Origin of the sequence: Maricaulis maris (assembly GCF_003634045.1) — a bacterium.
GTDB classification, from domain to species: domain Bacteria; phylum Pseudomonadota; class Alphaproteobacteria; order Caulobacterales; family Maricaulaceae; genus Maricaulis; species Maricaulis maris.
Genome location: NZ_RBIM01000001.1, coordinates 40,751 through 55,548 on the forward strand (window position 1 = coordinate 40,751; position 14,798 = coordinate 55,548).

A 14,798-nucleotide genomic window follows, 5' to 3' on the forward strand; every position below is an offset into this window, starting at 1 on the left:
CGGCGTCAGCTGGTATCGCCGCGTGGTTTGGGGGGCGTGTTCGGCAGGTCGAAGATGAAGCGGGCGCCCTTCTCCGGTTCCGACTCGACGCGGATCGTCCCGCCGAGGCGTTCGACCGCCTGACGCACCACGGCAAGGCCGATGCCGGTGCCTTCATACTGTTCGCGCGTGTGCAGGCGCTGGAAGGGCGCGAAAATCTTTTCGGCAAAACGCATGTCCAGCCCGATACCGTTGTCGGCGACGGTGAAGCACCAACCGGTTTCGGTTTCGCGGGCTGACAGCGAAATCTCCGGATCCGCGTCGCCGCGATATTTGACGGCGTTCGAGATCAGGTTTTGAAGGATCTGGGTCAGCAGCACGCGGTCGGACTCGATCACCGGCAGCTCCCGGGCCGTGATCCGGGCCTTGTTCTCGGTGATCGCAGTTTCCAGCTGGTCGGTAATTTCATTGACCAGCGCACCGGTATCGACGGTGGCGAGGTTCAGGGGCTGGCTCGACAGTTTGGAGTAGGACAGGAGCTCGTTGATCAGACGCTGCATGCGCTGGGCGGCATCGGCGAGGAAGTCGAGACTGCGCACGCCATCTTCATCCAGCTTGTCGGAATAGCGCCGCTTCACCAGCGAGGAGAAGGCTGCGACCTTGCGCAGCGGCTCCTGCAGATCGTGCGAGGCGACCGTGGCGAAACGGTCGAGCTCGCGATTGGTGCGTTCCAGCTGTTCATTGATGGCGCGCAGCTCCGACACGTCGGTGAGAATGGCATAGCTGCGCAGCGGCTTGCCTTCGGAATCCCGCTCCAGGAAGGACGACAACAGGACATCGATCGGCTCGCCCGTCTTGCGGATGAAGCGATAGGGTGTGTTGATGTTCTCGCCGACGCGGAACAGTTTCGGCAGCTCCACCTCGACGGCACGTTTGCGCGATTCCGGGTCGAGGAAGTCCACTGATTTGCGACCGATCACCTCAGCTCGTTTGTAACCGAGATGGGTCAGCCAGAAATCGCTGACCTCGACGATGAACCCGTCATTGTCGATGGTGTGCATCATGGCCGGCGTGGCGCGGTAGATGCGTTCGAAGCGGGCACGCTCCTCGCTCATCATGGTTTCCAGGCGCCGGGTGGCATCGATATTCCACAGCACCCCGGACGCGGCGATGGCCTTGCCGTCACCGGCCCGCTCGACGATGCGGCCGGTCGAGCGGTGCCAGACATAATCGCCATTCCAGTCGCGCAGACGATATTGGTCGTCGGCCTGCACATTGTCGGTCGCGAGAATATGGGCAATCGCCGCATCGACACCCGCCATGTCGGCCGGGTGGATGCGTTCGCGCCATTCCGTCAGCGATATCGTGCGGGCTTCATCGGTGCCGAACAGTTCAGCAACAATGGTGCCGCGCAGATTGATCGTGCGAGCGACAAGGTCGATGCGCCAGGTCCCCAGGGCCGCCGCCGTGACCGCCTGGAAGAGTTGTTGTTCACGATCCGCCAGTGCTTCCTGCGTCGACAGGCGTTCGGAGATATCGGCAACGAATCCGGTCGCCACCGAGGGCAGACCGTCCTTGTCGCGCTCGGAGATGCGGCCACGATTATGGATGCGGATCCAGCCGGCGGCCTCGGATTGATAGCGCAGGACGATATCGATCGAGTCGCGCTCGCCGGTTCGCAGGGCCCTGAAAGCGTCGCGGGCGAGATCAAGATCGTCGCGGTGGATGCGTTCTTCCCAATCGTCATAGGTGACGCGGGCATCGCCTGCTGGCAGACCCATCATGGCGGCGATGATGGCACTGACTTCGGCGACCCGGGTCTTCAGATTCATCCGCCAGGCGCCTTCACCGGCCGCCACAAGGGCTTCGCGCAAGCGCCGGTCGCTCTCGGCGAGGGCGCGTTCGAGCCGGCGTTCCTCGGTGATATTGCTGACGATGCCGGCAGCACGCGCGGCGCGGCCATCCGACGTCCATTCGACGATCCGGCCGCGTGACTGCAACCAGACTTCCGAACTGTCCGGGCCGATGACGCGGAACCGACCAAGGCTGTGACTGGCGCCGGCGCTCGGTTCGTCGCGTGTTTGTCCGGTGAAGCGACCGAAACGGCCGCGGGCGATCGGCTCGGCATCGGTGGGCAGGAGGGCGAACCAGTCGTCGAGTGAGACCGTGCTGCCGTCCTCCCGCTCGAGCAGGCGGGACAGCAGGCCGGAAATGCGCAGCTGCCCGCGTTCAATGTCGAGGCTCCAGGCGCCGTCATTGGCGCCTTCGAGGCCTTCGCGCATCAGGCGTTCGGTCTCGACCAGCTTGCGTTCCAGCAGTTTGCGCTCGGTGATGTCGACCAGGACGCCGGCGGCAACCCGGTTCCCGCTGTCGGCCTTGACGCTGCCGCGGGATCGCAGCCAGGTCCAGCTGTCGGTGCGGGCATCCCACAGTCGATACTCTGCCTCCAGCATGTCACGACTGCCATCGGCAAGACCTTGGACCTGGCGCGTCATCTCGGCCCGGTCATCCTTGTGAATGCTGTCGAGCCAGGTTTTTGAGTCGATTTCCTGTGGCTCGTCATCCAGGCCCAACATCGCCCGGATCGGACCGATTGGCGTGACGCGGCGATTGACCGGGTCCATCTCCCAAACGCCGCTCGAGCCCGACTCGATGGCGTCCGCCAATTGCCGCTCACGCGCCGCGAGCTTGTCCTCCAACGCCTGTCGCTCGGTCGTGTCTGCGACCACGCCGGAGATCCGGAGGGCATGACCTTCGCGGGTGAATTCGGTGACCTTGCCGCGCATGTGCAGCCAGCGCCATTCGCCGTCGGCGCGCTGGGCCTTGAAGACAATATCGAGTGACTGGGTCGGGTGGGTGCGCAGTGTCTCGATCGCATGCGACAGCCGCTCGCGATCCTCCGGCGCCGTGATCTCGAGCCAACGTTCAAGCGAGATCGTGGCGTCGGCGCTGATGATGCCGAGGAATTCATTGATGAAGCCGCGCGTCGAGCCGAGCCGGGTGACCAGGTTGAGCGAAAACGCGCCCTCATTCGCCGAAGCGAGCGCCGCGCGCAGCTGGATGTCGCTCGCTTCGAGCTTGGCTTTCAGTGACAATTCGGCCGTGACGTCGCGGATGAAGAGCAGAGTGCCCGTGCCGTAAGCCCCTTGGCCGGCAGCCCGCACCGCCACGGTCTCGCCATCGAATACGCGGCTGTTTCGGGTGCGGTATCGTGCCGTGAACCGGCCCTCGGTCATGCCGTCGGGAATGTTGAAATGCTCGTTTTCAAGCCGGTCATAGGTGCGGGCATCGGCAAAGACGATCTGTGCCCGCTTGCCCGACAGGTCGGCCCGGTCATAGCCGAGCAGGTCGGAGGCCGCGGCATTGACGGCGGAAATGGCGCCGCGAGCGTCCAGTTCCAGGATGGCCAGTGGTGAACTGGCGAACAGGGCGCGTTGCATGTCGGACGACCTTGCGGTCATGGTGGCGCTGCTCCCACGCTGCGTGTCATCGGTCACAACATCCCCGACGCCGGTCCGGCAGTTTGCGCGCGTCCGGTGCGGATTGAAAAGGACTGATTTGGCGGAAACTTAGCATTTGCGCAGGCGGGCCGCCACGCAAAGACATTGCACGTCACGGGCAGTTGGGCATGAGAACGAGGCTGGCCTTGCGCCATTGTGTCGATATGCTCCTCCGTCACCGAGTATTTGGGGAGTATTATTGTGCCCAAGACGCAAGAGCACACGTCCGGTTCGGCGCCGATCCTTCGGGTGTCCGATCTCAATGTCGATTTCCAGACCCCGGACGGGGTGGTCGAGGCCGTCCAGGGCGTTTCCCTGGAAATCAATGCCGGCGAATGCCTCGCGGTGGTCGGCGAGTCGGGTTCCGGCAAGAGCCAGACTTTCCTGGCCGCGATGGGGCTTCTGGCCTCCAACGGCAAGGCGACCGGCTCGATCAAATACCGTGATGCCGAGATTCTCGGCCTGTCGGCCAGCAAACTCAATCGCGTTCGCGGCCGCTCGATGACGATGATTTTCCAGGACCCGCTGACCTCGCTGACGCCGCACATGACGGTCGGCGACCAGATGCAGGAAGTTCTGGGCATTCACATGAAAATGCGCGGCAAGGCGGCCGAGGCGCGGACTTTGGAATGGCTCAACCGGGTTCGTATTCCCGAAGCCAAGCGCCGCCTCGCGCAATATCCGCACGAGCTGTCCGGCGGCATGCGCCAGCGTGTCATGATCGCCATGTCGATGCTGTGCGAGCCGGACCTGCTGATCTGCGACGAGCCGACCACGGCGCTTGATGTGACTGTTCAGGCCGAAGTGCTCGATATCATGGATGAGCTGAAGCGTGAGACCGGCGCCGCCCTGGCCCTGATCACCCACGACATGGGGGTCGTCGCCCGCATGGCCGATCGTGCCCAGGTGATGAAGCATGGCGTCTATGTCGAAGGCGGCAAGATCGAGGATATCTTCGCCAATCCGCAACACGACTATACCCGCATGCTGCTCGACGCGATGCCACGCCTGGACCGTCCTGACCGGCCGGGCCACACGGCGTTGAAACCGGTTGCCGGCGATGCCGATGCCGATCCGCTGCTGTCGGTCGACAATGTGAAGGTCCAATTCCCGATCCAGGTCTCCGGCGGACTTCGCCCGACCTACAAGACGCTGCGTGCGGTCGACGGGATCAGCTTTGATCTCCAGCCCGGTGAAACGCTGGGTGTTGTCGGCGAATCCGGGTGCGGCAAGTCGACCCTGGCCCGCGCCGTGCTGCGCCTGGTTCCCGCCCAGGAAGGGACCGTGTCGTGGATCGGCCGCGATCTGCTCGGTCTCAAGCGCGACGCGCTGCGCAAATCCCGCGAGGATTTCCAGATCGTTTTCCAGGACCCGCTCGCCTCGCTCGATCCGCGGATGACGATCGGTGCCTCGATCGAGGAGCCGATGCTGACCTTCCGCAAGTCGATGCGGCGCAAGGAACGCGAGGTGATGGTCAAGGAGATGATGGAGAAGGTCGGTCTCGACCCGAACATGATCAACCGCTATCCGCACGAGCTGTCCGGCGGCCAGAACCAGCGGGTCGGCATTGCCCGCGCCATGATCCTGCGTCCCAAGCTGGTGATCTGCGACGAGGCCGTGTCGGCGCTTGACGTGTCGATCCAGGCCCAGATTGTCGAGCTTCTGATCAAGCTGCAGCAGGAGATGGACCTGTCGATGATCTTCATCTCGCACGACCTTTCGGTGGTGCGCGAGATCTCGCACCGGGTGATGGTGCTCTATCTCGGCCGGGTCGTTGAACTGGCTGATCGTGACCAGATCTATGAAGACGCCCGCCACCCCTACACCCAGGCGCTGATCTCGGCCGTGCCGGTTCCGGACCCTGTCGTCGAGAAGGCGCGGGTTCGCGTCAAACTGGACGGCGAATTGCCGTCGCCGATGGACACGCGGGCCCAGCTGCGCTTCATGAAATCGCGGTTGGTGGACGATCCGGACGCCGAGCAGTATCGCCCGCAATTGGTTGAAATTGCCGATGGTCACTGGGTCGCCGAGCATGATCCTTTCGAGCGCGTCTCGGGCTGATCGGCCGGCTTGCCGCTAATTCACTCGACAGCCGCTCCGTGGCCACTAGGTTCCGGATCGAACACAGAGCCTTGGGAGAGATGTGATGACGGTTGGACGTGGTTGGAGACTGGGCATTGCGGCGCTGGCGCTGACGTTCGGACTGGCTGCCTGTCAGCCGGCCCGGGAGGATCCGGTCGGTGCTGTCGACCTTCCCACCGACTATGCCTTCGTGCACGACGTCACCGATCTTCCGGCCGACCCGGACATCATTTACGGCCAGCTCGACAATGGCCTGCGTTATGCGGTCCGGGCCAACCAGACGCCGCCCAATGTCGCCTCGGTCCGCATGGTCTTCAATATGGGCTCGCTCGGCGAGGCCGATGACCAGCGCGGTCTGGCACACTTCATCGAACACATGGCTTTCAACGGCTCGACCGAGGTGCCCGAGGGCGAGATGGTGCCGCTGCTGGAGCGCCATGGTCTGCAGTTCGGCCCCGATACCAATGCCTTCACCGGCTATGAGACCGTCGGTTATCAGCTCGACCTGCCCGATGCCGGCGAAGACGCGCTGGACACCGCGCTCTTCCTGATGCGTCAGACGGCGAGTGAATTGCTGCTCGATCCGGACGCGATTGACCGCGAGCGCGGCGTTGTCCTGTCCGAGGAGCGTGTCCGCAACACGCCGATCCGGCGCTGGAACAACGCGCTGTGGCGCTTCCGCCTGCCCGACACGCTGGTTCCCGACCGCGATGCCATCGGAACGACCGAAGTGGTTGAGACGGCACAGCGCGAGCGTTTCGTCGATTATTACGAGAATTTCTACACGCCCGAGCGGGGCATGGTGGTCGTGGTTGGCGATATCGACCCGGAGGCGGTGGTTGCCCGGATCGAAGCCGGCTTTGCCGACTGGGCCGGGATCGAGGATCCGCGGGCTGATCCCGATATCGGTTCGGTGAGCGCCGACCGCCCGATTTCGGCCGGCTATTTCCATGATCCCGAACTCTACACCATCTTCACCGTCGACGCCGTGCGGCCGCACCAGCCGGTGCTGGACAGTGCGGCCACCCGCTTCGACAATAATCTGGCCAATATCGGCGATGCCATTCTGGGGCGTCGTTTCGCGACCCTGACCAGTTCCGGCAACTCACCCCTGATCCAGGCAGCGGCCAATCGCGGCACGGATTTCGGCGTTGCCGATCGCGCCTCCGTACTGGCCATTGTGCGGCCGGATCGCTGGGAAGAGGGGGTCACCACCGTCGAGCAGGAATTGCGTCGGGCGCTGGAGCATGGCTTCACGCAGGCCGAGCTGGACGAGCAGATCGCGAACATGCACACCGGCCTGCGCGATGCGGCTGAGCAGGCCGGGACGCGGCAGACCGCCAACCTGTCCGACCAGATCTGGTCGAGCTGGCGTTCCGATCAGGTGTTGACCACGCCGCAATCCATGCTCGAGCGGTTTGAGGCAAGCTTGCCGCAGGTAACGCCGGAGGCGGTCAGTGCCACTTTCCGGACCCGATGGGACGGTGTCGAGCCGCTGCTTTTCCTCGCCACCTCGATCGAGATGGAGGATGCCCAATCCCGTCTGATCGAAACCTGGCAGGCCAGTGCCGCCGAACCCGTCGAGGCACCGGAAGATCACGGCGCACTGAGCTTTGCCTATACCGATTTCGGCGCCGCCGGCGTCATCGCCTCGCGCGAGGAAATCGCCGATCTTGGGCTGGTCCGCCTGCAGTTTGAAAACGGCGTTGCGGTGACCTTCAAGCCGACCGATTTCGAAGACCGCACCGTGCGGGTCCGTCTCGATTTCGGTCGCGGCGAGCTAGAGCCGCGGGCGATGCCGGCGGTTGATATCATTGCCGGCTCCGTCTTCACCGCGTCCGGTCTGGGCGCGCATTCCGCCGACGATCTCGGCCGCGTGCTGGCCGGTCGAAATATCGGCTACAGTTTCAATGTCGGGGATGACAGTTTCAGCTTCAACACGGCGACCACGCCGGGGGATCTGCGCATCCAGATGGACCTGCTGACGGCCTTCATCACTGATCCGGGTTGGCGTCAGGAAGGGCTGGACCAGTTCCGTGCCGTGATTCCGGAAATCCGCCGCAATTCCTATTCCACGCCGGGCGGCGTGATGTCGGCGGAAGTGTCGCGTCTGATTCGCTCCGGTGATGAACGCTACGGCCTGCCCGATCCGGAACAGGTCGCCGGTGTCGACATGGCGGCGATCGAGGCCTTCCTGTCGCCGGCCCTGGAGCAGGCGCCGATCGAAGTGACCATTGTGGGTGATGTCTCCGAGGCGGCGCTCATCGAGGCGCTCGCCCCGACGCTGGGCGCCTTGCCGGCCCGGGCCGGCAGCTGGCCCGATTATGACGAGGCCCGCACCATCGTCTTCCCGGATGCCGTCGCCGACCCGGTCGTGTTGCACCATAACGGTCCGGCCGATCAGGCCCGCGCCAATGTCTACTGGCCGACCTTTGACGACAGTGATCCGGCCCGGACCCGCGCCATGGCCCTGCTCAATGCGGTGTTTGATCTCAAGCTGACCGAACGCCTGCGCGAACGCGAAGGACTGACCTATTCGGCCTCCAACGCGGCGTCGGAGTCGGATGTCTATCCCGACTATGGCTATCTCTATGTCGGTGCCGATGTCCGCATCGAGACCGTCGACCAGACCTATGCCGCGATCAATGAGTTGGCGGCGGACCTCGCCTCCGGTGCGATCAGCGAGGACGAAGTCCTGCGGGCGCGCCGCCCGATGCTCGAGCAGATCGAGAATGCGATGGAAAACAATGCCGCCTGGATGAGCTGGCTGTCCCAGTCCTGGACCCATCCCGAGCGCCTTGACCGGATTCGCACGATCCGAACCGACTATGAGGCCGTGACGCAGGCTCAACTTGTCGAGCTGGCTGCCACCTACCTCTCGCCCGAGCGCAGCTGGCGTGTCACCATCCTGCCGCGCGACGCCGAATAACATCCAGCTGACAGGACAGATTTCATGACCCGTTTTGCCCTTGCCGCGACCTGCTGCGCCCTGGCGCTGTCGGCCTGTTCCGACCCGGCCGCGTCGTCTTCCAATGCCAATTCAAGCGAGACCATGACCACTCAATCCACCAATGCCGACACGATTGCGACCGGCGATGAAGCCGCGCTGCGCGCCCGCCTCGCACTGGCCGAACGGGTTGTGCCCAATCTGGACCAGCTGATCGCCCGCCAACTGGTTGTCGATTCTGCCCGTGCGTGTCCGGTCGATGACGGCGTCACCATTCCGCTTGCCGATCTGCCCGAAGATGCAACCGATCCGGCCGCCAATGGCGCCCTGGCCGAAGACTATCTCGGCAATATCGTCAGCGAACCGTGTGTGTTCCAGCTGCCGTCGGGACTGGCTTTCCGCATCCGTACCGCCTCCGACGACGGCGCCAGCCCGATGCGCGGCGACATGGTGACCGTCAATTATCGCGGGCAATTGCTCAATGGCGAAGAGTTCGACAGCTCGTGGACGCGCGGCGAGCCCGCCACCTTCCCGTCCGACCGCCTGATCGCCGGCTGGGTCGAAGCCCTGCCGCTGATGCGGGTCGGCGAGCGCTGGGAACTCTTCATCCATCCCGACCTGGCCTATGGCATGCGCGGTACGCCGGGCGGCCCGATCGGCCCCAACATGGCGCTGGTCTTCGAGCTGGAATTGCTCGACCTGCCGGGCTGATCCGGCGTCCGGAATTTGACTGAAACGGCCTGCCGCCTGTCGCCTACCGCGACAGGCGCAGGTTTGTCAGGTCACCGGCAATCATTTCGAAGGCATCTTCCAGCGCCTCCGATGAGGGCGAGTCGAAATACAGGCTCGGATTGCTGGCACAGCCGCGCATCAGGTCACGGGTCGAGCTGGAATTGACCTGGAAGGTTATCGTGTAGACGCGGATGCCCTGGGCCTTGGCATAATCACAGGCGTCCTCCAGACGGTCATCGAGGCGGTTGCCCAACGTGCTGCTGCTCGACGAGGTCGTGCCGAGCCGGCCATGCGCCGAGAAGCCATAGGCCGAGTAGTCCGACCGCAGATCGGTTGACCGGCCGGTCATGACATTGTCGCCGTCGGTCAGGATCACCATCGCCTTGATGATTTCGCGATCATCATAGGCAGTGCCCTCGGTGAAGGGTTCCTGCGGTGACAGGACACGAATGCCCCAGCCCACGCCTTGCGGGATATTGGTGGTGCCGTTCGCCTCCATGTCGTCGATGGCGTTCAGCAGGCGGGAGCGGTTCGAGGTCAGGGGCGTGATCGGTGTGGTCGTGCAGGCGCTGTTCGGACCGCCACCGCTGGGGCGGCCATTGTCATACTTCAGCAGGTTGATCAGGCGACCCAACAGGCTGGATGTAATGCCATCGTCCAAATAGTCATTGCTGTAGTCCCGGTCATTGTCCGGCTCGTCGGGGGCGAAGAAGGGCACAAAGAGCGTTTCCGGATTGCCGACCGATGGCGGGGTGTCGTCAATGTCCATCGGGATGGCGCGCGCTTCGACGCAGCCCTCCCATTCGGTGTTCCGCAGATCGTCAAACAAGTCCCAATGATTGATCAGGACTTCTTCGGTGGTGCATCGCCGCCGTCGGCCCCGACCGGTGCAGGTCTCGACCTCGACGGTGCTGCCGCCGGCCCATTCGGCGTGGAGCGGCGAGGCCGCCAGCGGGTCGAGCCACCAGGCGCGCTCGTAATTCGTGCCGACATTCACCGTCGCCGCAAAGGGGACGAGGCCGATCTTGACGTCCTCGGGCTCATCGGCGGCGTCAAACAGGATTTCGGTGAGAAGCTCGGCGCTGTCGCGAAGATTGCGGATCTTGGAGCCGCCCATCGAGCCCGTATTGTCGAGCACCATGACCAGTTCAAGGCGCTGGCGGGCGCGCTGGACTTCGCTCTCCCAGTGCACAGTGATGTAATCGATCCCCGCCATGCCGAGCATGGTGGTCTGGACCCGGGCCTCGCCCGTCACGGTGACCGTGTCGGTGACATCATCGACACTGACATTGATGTTCTGGACCACGCCAAGCTCGCGGCCGGGATAATTGGCGGCGATGAAATCATTGGCGATCTGCGTTGCCTGGGCATTCGACAGCGAGGTGTTGACCCCGACAGCAAGTGCCGCCGCATCGAGCGCCTGGGCGAGGCGCGAGCGGGCATTCATCGACTGGCTGAGATCAACCGCGCCGCCCGACAGCAGGGCAACCGGGACCAGGGACAGCGCAAAAATCGTCGCGACATTGCCGCGCGTTTCGCGGCAGAAGCGGGAGCAATGGTTGAACAGGCCTTGGAAAGGCATCGCAGGGATCCAATACAGAATTCGCTAAAATCTTATCGGATCGGGATTAAGGGGGCGTTATAAGGCACGGTTATTCAGTGGTTAATCCCGGACCTATCTCGACAGGCGCAGATTGGTGAGATCGCCGGCGATCATCTCGAAGGCCGAGCGCAGGGCGGTGTCGGACGGGCTGTCATAATACAGGCTGGGGTGGGTGGCGCAGTCGCGCATCATGTCGCGGGTCGAACTCGACGAGACCTGGAAGGTGATCGTATAGACGCGGATGCCGAGTGATTTGGCGTATTCGCAGGCCGCTTCGGTGCGGTCGTCCAGCGCGTTGCGGATCGTATTGTCCGAGCGCGACTGGATGCCCAGCCGTCCGTCGCGCATGAAGCCATAGCCGGAATAGTTCGAATAGTTCGGATTGTTCCGGCCATCGAGATAATTCTCGCCATCGGTCAGCACCACCATCGCCTTGATCGTGTCGTCCTCGTCGAAGCCGACGCCCTCGGTGAACGGCATGCCGGGCGACAGGACCCGCACGCCCCAGCTGACCCCGATCGGGATATTGGTCGTGCCGTTGGCGATCATGTCCTCGATCGCGTCGTCGATGGTCGAGCGTTGATTGGTCAGTGGCGTGATCGGGCGTGCGGTGCAGCCCCATTGCGGGCCGCGGCTCGACGAATTGATCGAGGCGTTGGTGTATTTTGGCGTGTTGCGCATCCGCGCCCGCTCATTCGAGCCACCCATCCCGTCATTGAGATAGGAGTTCGAATAGCTGGCATTATTGGCGTAATTGGACTCGTCCGGGGCAAAATAGGGGAGGAAGAGCGTCTGCGGGTCGGACGTTGTGGGCAATGTGTCCTCGACATCATGCGGGATGGCGCGTGCCTCGACACAGCCTTCCCACGCGCGGTTCTGTATACTGTCATAGAGGTCCCAGCGATTGGCCGACGGGTCGAAATTCTCCGAATGCAGGGGTGACTGCGCGTCCGGATCCAGCCACCAGGCGCGGTCATATTGGGTGCCGACATTCACCGTCGCCGAGAAGGGGACCAGTCCGATCTTCAGCCGGTCGGCATCGGCGCCGTCAAACAGGATGTCGGTCAGGAGCAGGCCGGCCGAGCGCAGGCTGGAGATTTTCGAGCCGCCCATCGAGCCGGTATTGTCGAGCACCATCACCAGTTCCAGCGAAGACCGGGCGCGTTGCACCTCGCTCTCCCAGTGCACGGTGATGTGTTCAATGCCGATCAGGCCGAGAATGATCGTCTCGACCCGGCTTTCGGCGCGCACGGTGACGCGGTCATTGTCCTGGTCGAGATGGACGGTGAGGTTCTGGATCGCGCCGATCTCGCGGTCGGGATAATTCGCATCGACGAAATCGAGGGCCAGGGCGGTCGCTTCATTCTCGCTGATCGAAGTGCGCACGCCGACCGCCAGCGCCGCCGCGTCGAGCGCGCGTGACAGGCGGGCGCGGGCATTGAGCGCCTGGTTGATGTCCACCGCCCCGCCGGACAGGACGGTGATCGGGACCAGCAGGAGCGAGAATAGTATCGCGATATTGCCGCGGCGATTGCGCGGGAAGTCGCCGAGGCGTCTGAAGAAGTGTCGCAACATGTCGCGGTCTGGTCCCATTGTGAGCAAGGGACAGGGTGAACCAGCAGGCCGGACAAGCGGAGCGGTGTTTGATAACGCTGTAAAAAACCTCATAACACTGTCAGCCAAATACGGATCAGATTGTTCCCATGCCCGCTTCTGCCCATCTCGATACCGCCATCGCCGAACTGCGCGATCTCGTCGCTTTCGACACCACCTCGCGCAATTCCAACCTGCCGCTGATCGACCATGTCGAGGCCAAGCTCCTGGCCCTCGGCGCGGTCTGCGAGCGCATCCCCAATGAAGACGGCACCAAGGCCAACCTGCATGCCCGTTTCGGGCCGGCGGTCGATGGCGGTGTCGTCCTGTCCGGTCATACCGATGTGGTGCCGGTCGATGGCCAGCCCTGGACGTCCGATCCCTGGGTGCTGACCGACAAGGGTGATGGCCGGCTCTATGGTCGCGGCACCTGCGACATGAAGGGCTTCTCCGCCTGCATTTTGGCGCTGGCCCCGAAAATCGCCGCGGCAAGCCTCAAGACGCCGATCCATATCGCGCTTTCCTTTGACGAGGAGGTCGGGTGTCTCGGTGCGCCGGCGCTGATCGACCGGATCATGGAGGGCCCGGTCAAACCCGCCATGGTCGTGGTGGGCGAGCCTACCGACATGCAAGTCGTCACCGCCCATAAGGGCCTGTTCTCGCTGACCGTGACAGTGCGTGGCCGCGAAGCCCATTCCTCACTGGTCCGCGATGGCGCCTGTGCCATCACCCATGCGGTGCCGCTGATGCAGTACCTGGTCGATGAGGCTGGAAAAATGGAGGCGTCGGCCCCGGCCGACAGCCCGTTCAACCCGCCCCATGGCACGCTGACCATTGGCGAGATCAAGGGCGGAACGGCACTCAATATCCTGGCGCTCGAGTGTGAGTTCGGCACGCTGATGCGGCCCTGCCCGTGGGACGACCCGCACGCAATTGCCGACGGTCTGCGGGAGCGGGCGGCCGGGATCGAGGCGGCGATGAGACAATCCGCACCGGACGCCGCGATCGAGATCACGGTGCGTTCCGACGTGCCCGCCTTCGCGCCGGAAAATGACGGGGCTGCCGAGCGCCTTGCCCGCCAGCTCACCGGCGACAATTCCACCCGCGTGGTCTCCTACGGCACCGAGGCCGGCCAGTTCCAGGCGGCGGGTCTTTCCGTCGTTGTCTGCGGCCCCGGTTCGATCAACCAGGCACATCAGCCGGACGAGTTCGTGGCGATCGATCAGCTGGCCGCCTGTTGTGAATTTCTTGAGAAAATGGTGCGGAAAATGGAGGCCTGACATCGCGGCCGGGGACAGCCATGAGTTACCGTTACACCTTTGACACGGAGATCAATGCCTTCCGGATCCGGTTCGAAGGCCGGGTCGATATGGAAGAGATCCTGAAGTCGGATCGGGAGATAATCGGTGAGCCGCAATGGGCCGACTCGCGCCGTATCCTGACGCATCTCGATATTGATGCCGATCTGAGCGCCCTGACCCTGCAGAAATATCTCAAGGTCGCCATGCCCTATATGGATGCGACCCGTGATATCCGCGGCCGGGGAACGCGAGAAGCCTGGGTCATCCCGGCGCGCTGGAACTCGCCGATCATCCAGGTCTGGGAGCAATTGCCCCACAAGGACGAGCATCACGCTTTCGCGGTCTTCGACACCGAACCGGAAGCGTTGGCTTGGCTGCTGCAGTCGGTGGTACAGGCCCGTTAGGCCGAGCCCGAAAATCCGGGCCCCGTGAGGCGCCGTTTTCGTACTAGAGCCCGACCCAATTCGGGGGGCGCATGTTTCTCGGGGGCCATTCCACAACCGTCATCCTGACGCACGTCAGGACCCAGTGGGGCGGTTGGCCTGGCGTCCGGATTTTGACGGAATGGCGGTGTGTGGGAAGGCTCGGGATCAAAAGGGCGGCAATCTCAATCCATCGGTGCCCACATCTGGATGGTGTCGTAGAGATCATCCCAGTCCGGATTGGTGGCTTCGATCAATTCGAGCTTCCAAGACCGCCGCCAGTTTTTCAGGCGCTTTTCACGCTCAATGGCGAAGCCGAAATCTTCGTGAAACTCGTACCAGACCAGTCGGTGGACCCCATATTTGCGCGTGAAGGCAGAACCCTTGCCGTCGCGATGCAGCATCACCCGCATGGCGATATTGCCGGTGACACCGATGTAAAGCGTTCCGTTTCGCTGGCTCGCCAGTATGTAGACACAGGGGTGTTTCGCCATCCAAGCCTCAGCCGGTCTGGGTCCTGACTTTCGTCAGGATGACGGCTGGTGGTGTCGGCAAACTGTGACCGATGTCACGCCTTCACAACATTATGGCTCACAAATCACCGTCATCCTGACGCACGTCAGGACCCAGTGGGGCGGT

9 protein-coding genes are annotated in these 14,798 nt (G+C 63.4%); 5 read left to right on the forward strand and 4 right to left on the reverse strand.

Annotated elements, in window-relative coordinates; all coding sequences use genetic code 11:
* Positions 1–5 precede the first annotated feature (5 nt).
* Positions 6–3,440, reverse strand: coding sequence for a PAS domain-containing protein (locus tag C7435_RS00265; protein ID WP_147422583.1), 3,435 nt, complete (start codon positions 3,438–3,440; stop codon positions 6–8).
* Between the two features lie 240 nt (positions 3,441–3,680).
* Between C7435_RS00265 and C7435_RS00270 the strand changes: the two genes are divergently transcribed.
* The 3 genes from C7435_RS00270 (at position 3,681) to C7435_RS17225 (ending at position 9,219) form a co-directional block, all read left to right on the forward strand.
* Positions 3,681–5,540 carry an ABC transporter ATP-binding protein gene (locus tag C7435_RS00270; protein ID WP_121209595.1) on the forward strand — a complete coding sequence of 620 codons (1,860 nt, stop codon included), beginning with the start codon at positions 3,681–3,683 and terminating at the stop codon, positions 5,538–5,540.
* 85 nt (positions 5,541–5,625) lie between these two features.
* Positions 5,626–8,490: a M16 family metallopeptidase gene (locus C7435_RS00275; RefSeq protein ID WP_121209596.1), complete on the forward strand. Its 2,865-nt coding sequence runs from the start codon at positions 5,626–5,628 to the stop codon at positions 8,488–8,490.
* Between the two features lie 24 nt (positions 8,491–8,514).
* Complete coding sequence (locus C7435_RS17225) at positions 8,515–9,219, forward strand: FKBP-type peptidyl-prolyl cis-trans isomerase (protein WP_233350635.1); 705 nt, start codon at positions 8,515–8,517, stop codon at positions 9,217–9,219.
* Positions 9,220–9,262: 43 nt separating this feature from the next.
* On the opposite strand, the gene C7435_RS00285 is transcribed toward C7435_RS17225, so the two are convergent.
* Both C7435_RS00285 and C7435_RS00290 read right to left on the reverse strand, forming a co-directional pair.
* A complete protein-coding gene (locus C7435_RS00285; protein WP_075188504.1) occupies positions 9,263–10,822 on the reverse strand; it encodes a vWA domain-containing protein in 1,560 nt (519 codons plus the stop codon).
* A 93-nt stretch (positions 10,823–10,915) separates the two neighbouring features.
* Positions 10,916–12,418, reverse strand: coding sequence for a TadE/TadG family type IV pilus assembly protein (locus tag C7435_RS00290; RefSeq protein WP_121209597.1), 1,503 nt, complete (start codon positions 12,416–12,418; stop codon positions 10,916–10,918).
* A gap of 128 nt (positions 12,419–12,546) precedes the next feature.
* Between C7435_RS00290 and argE the strand changes: the two genes are divergently transcribed.
* A complete protein-coding gene (gene argE, locus C7435_RS00295) occupies positions 12,547–13,716 on the forward strand; it encodes an acetylornithine deacetylase (RefSeq protein WP_075188506.1) in 1,170 nt (389 codons plus the stop codon).
* Positions 13,717–13,736: 20 nt separating this feature from the next.
* Complete coding sequence (locus C7435_RS00300; protein WP_121209598.1) at positions 13,737–14,141, forward strand: hypothetical protein; 405 nt, start codon at positions 13,737–13,739, stop codon at positions 14,139–14,141.
* 203 nt (positions 14,142–14,344) lie between these two features.
* On the opposite strand, the gene C7435_RS00305 is transcribed toward C7435_RS00300, so the two are convergent.
* Positions 14,345–14,653 (reverse strand): GIY-YIG nuclease family protein, encoded by a 309-nt coding sequence (locus tag C7435_RS00305; protein ID WP_121209599.1) that lies wholly within the window; start codon positions 14,651–14,653, stop codon positions 14,345–14,347.
* Positions 14,654–14,798 lie beyond the last annotated feature (145 nt).

What these genes read in the sequence shown, in the direction of transcription:
- C7435_RS00265 (WP_147422583.1), bottom strand. Translation starts at nt 3,440, where the DNA reads ATGACCGCAAGGTCGTCCGACATGCAACGCGCCCTGTTCGCCAGTTCA.
- C7435_RS00275 (WP_121209596.1), top strand. Translation starts at nt 5,626, where the DNA reads ATGACGGTTGGACGTGGTTGGAGACTGGGCATTGCGGCGCTGGCGCTG.
- C7435_RS17225 (WP_233350635.1), top strand. Translation starts at nt 8,515, where the DNA reads ATGACCCGTTTTGCCCTTGCCGCGACCTGCTGCGCCCTGGCGCTGTCG.
- C7435_RS00285 (WP_075188504.1), bottom strand. Translation starts at nt 10,822, where the DNA reads ATGCCTTTCCAAGGCCTGTTCAACCATTGCTCCCGCTTCTGCCGCGAA.
- C7435_RS00290 (WP_121209597.1), bottom strand. Translation starts at nt 12,418, where the DNA reads ATGTTGCGACACTTCTTCAGACGCCTCGGCGACTTCCCGCGCAATCGC.
- argE (WP_075188506.1), top strand. Translation starts at nt 12,547, where the DNA reads ATGCCCGCTTCTGCCCATCTCGATACCGCCATCGCCGAACTGCGCGAT.
- C7435_RS00300 (WP_121209598.1), top strand. Translation starts at nt 13,737, where the DNA reads ATGAGTTACCGTTACACCTTTGACACGGAGATCAATGCCTTCCGGATC.
- C7435_RS00305 (WP_121209599.1), bottom strand. Translation starts at nt 14,653, where the DNA reads ATGGCGAAACACCCCTGTGTCTACATACTGGCGAGCCAGCGAAACGGA.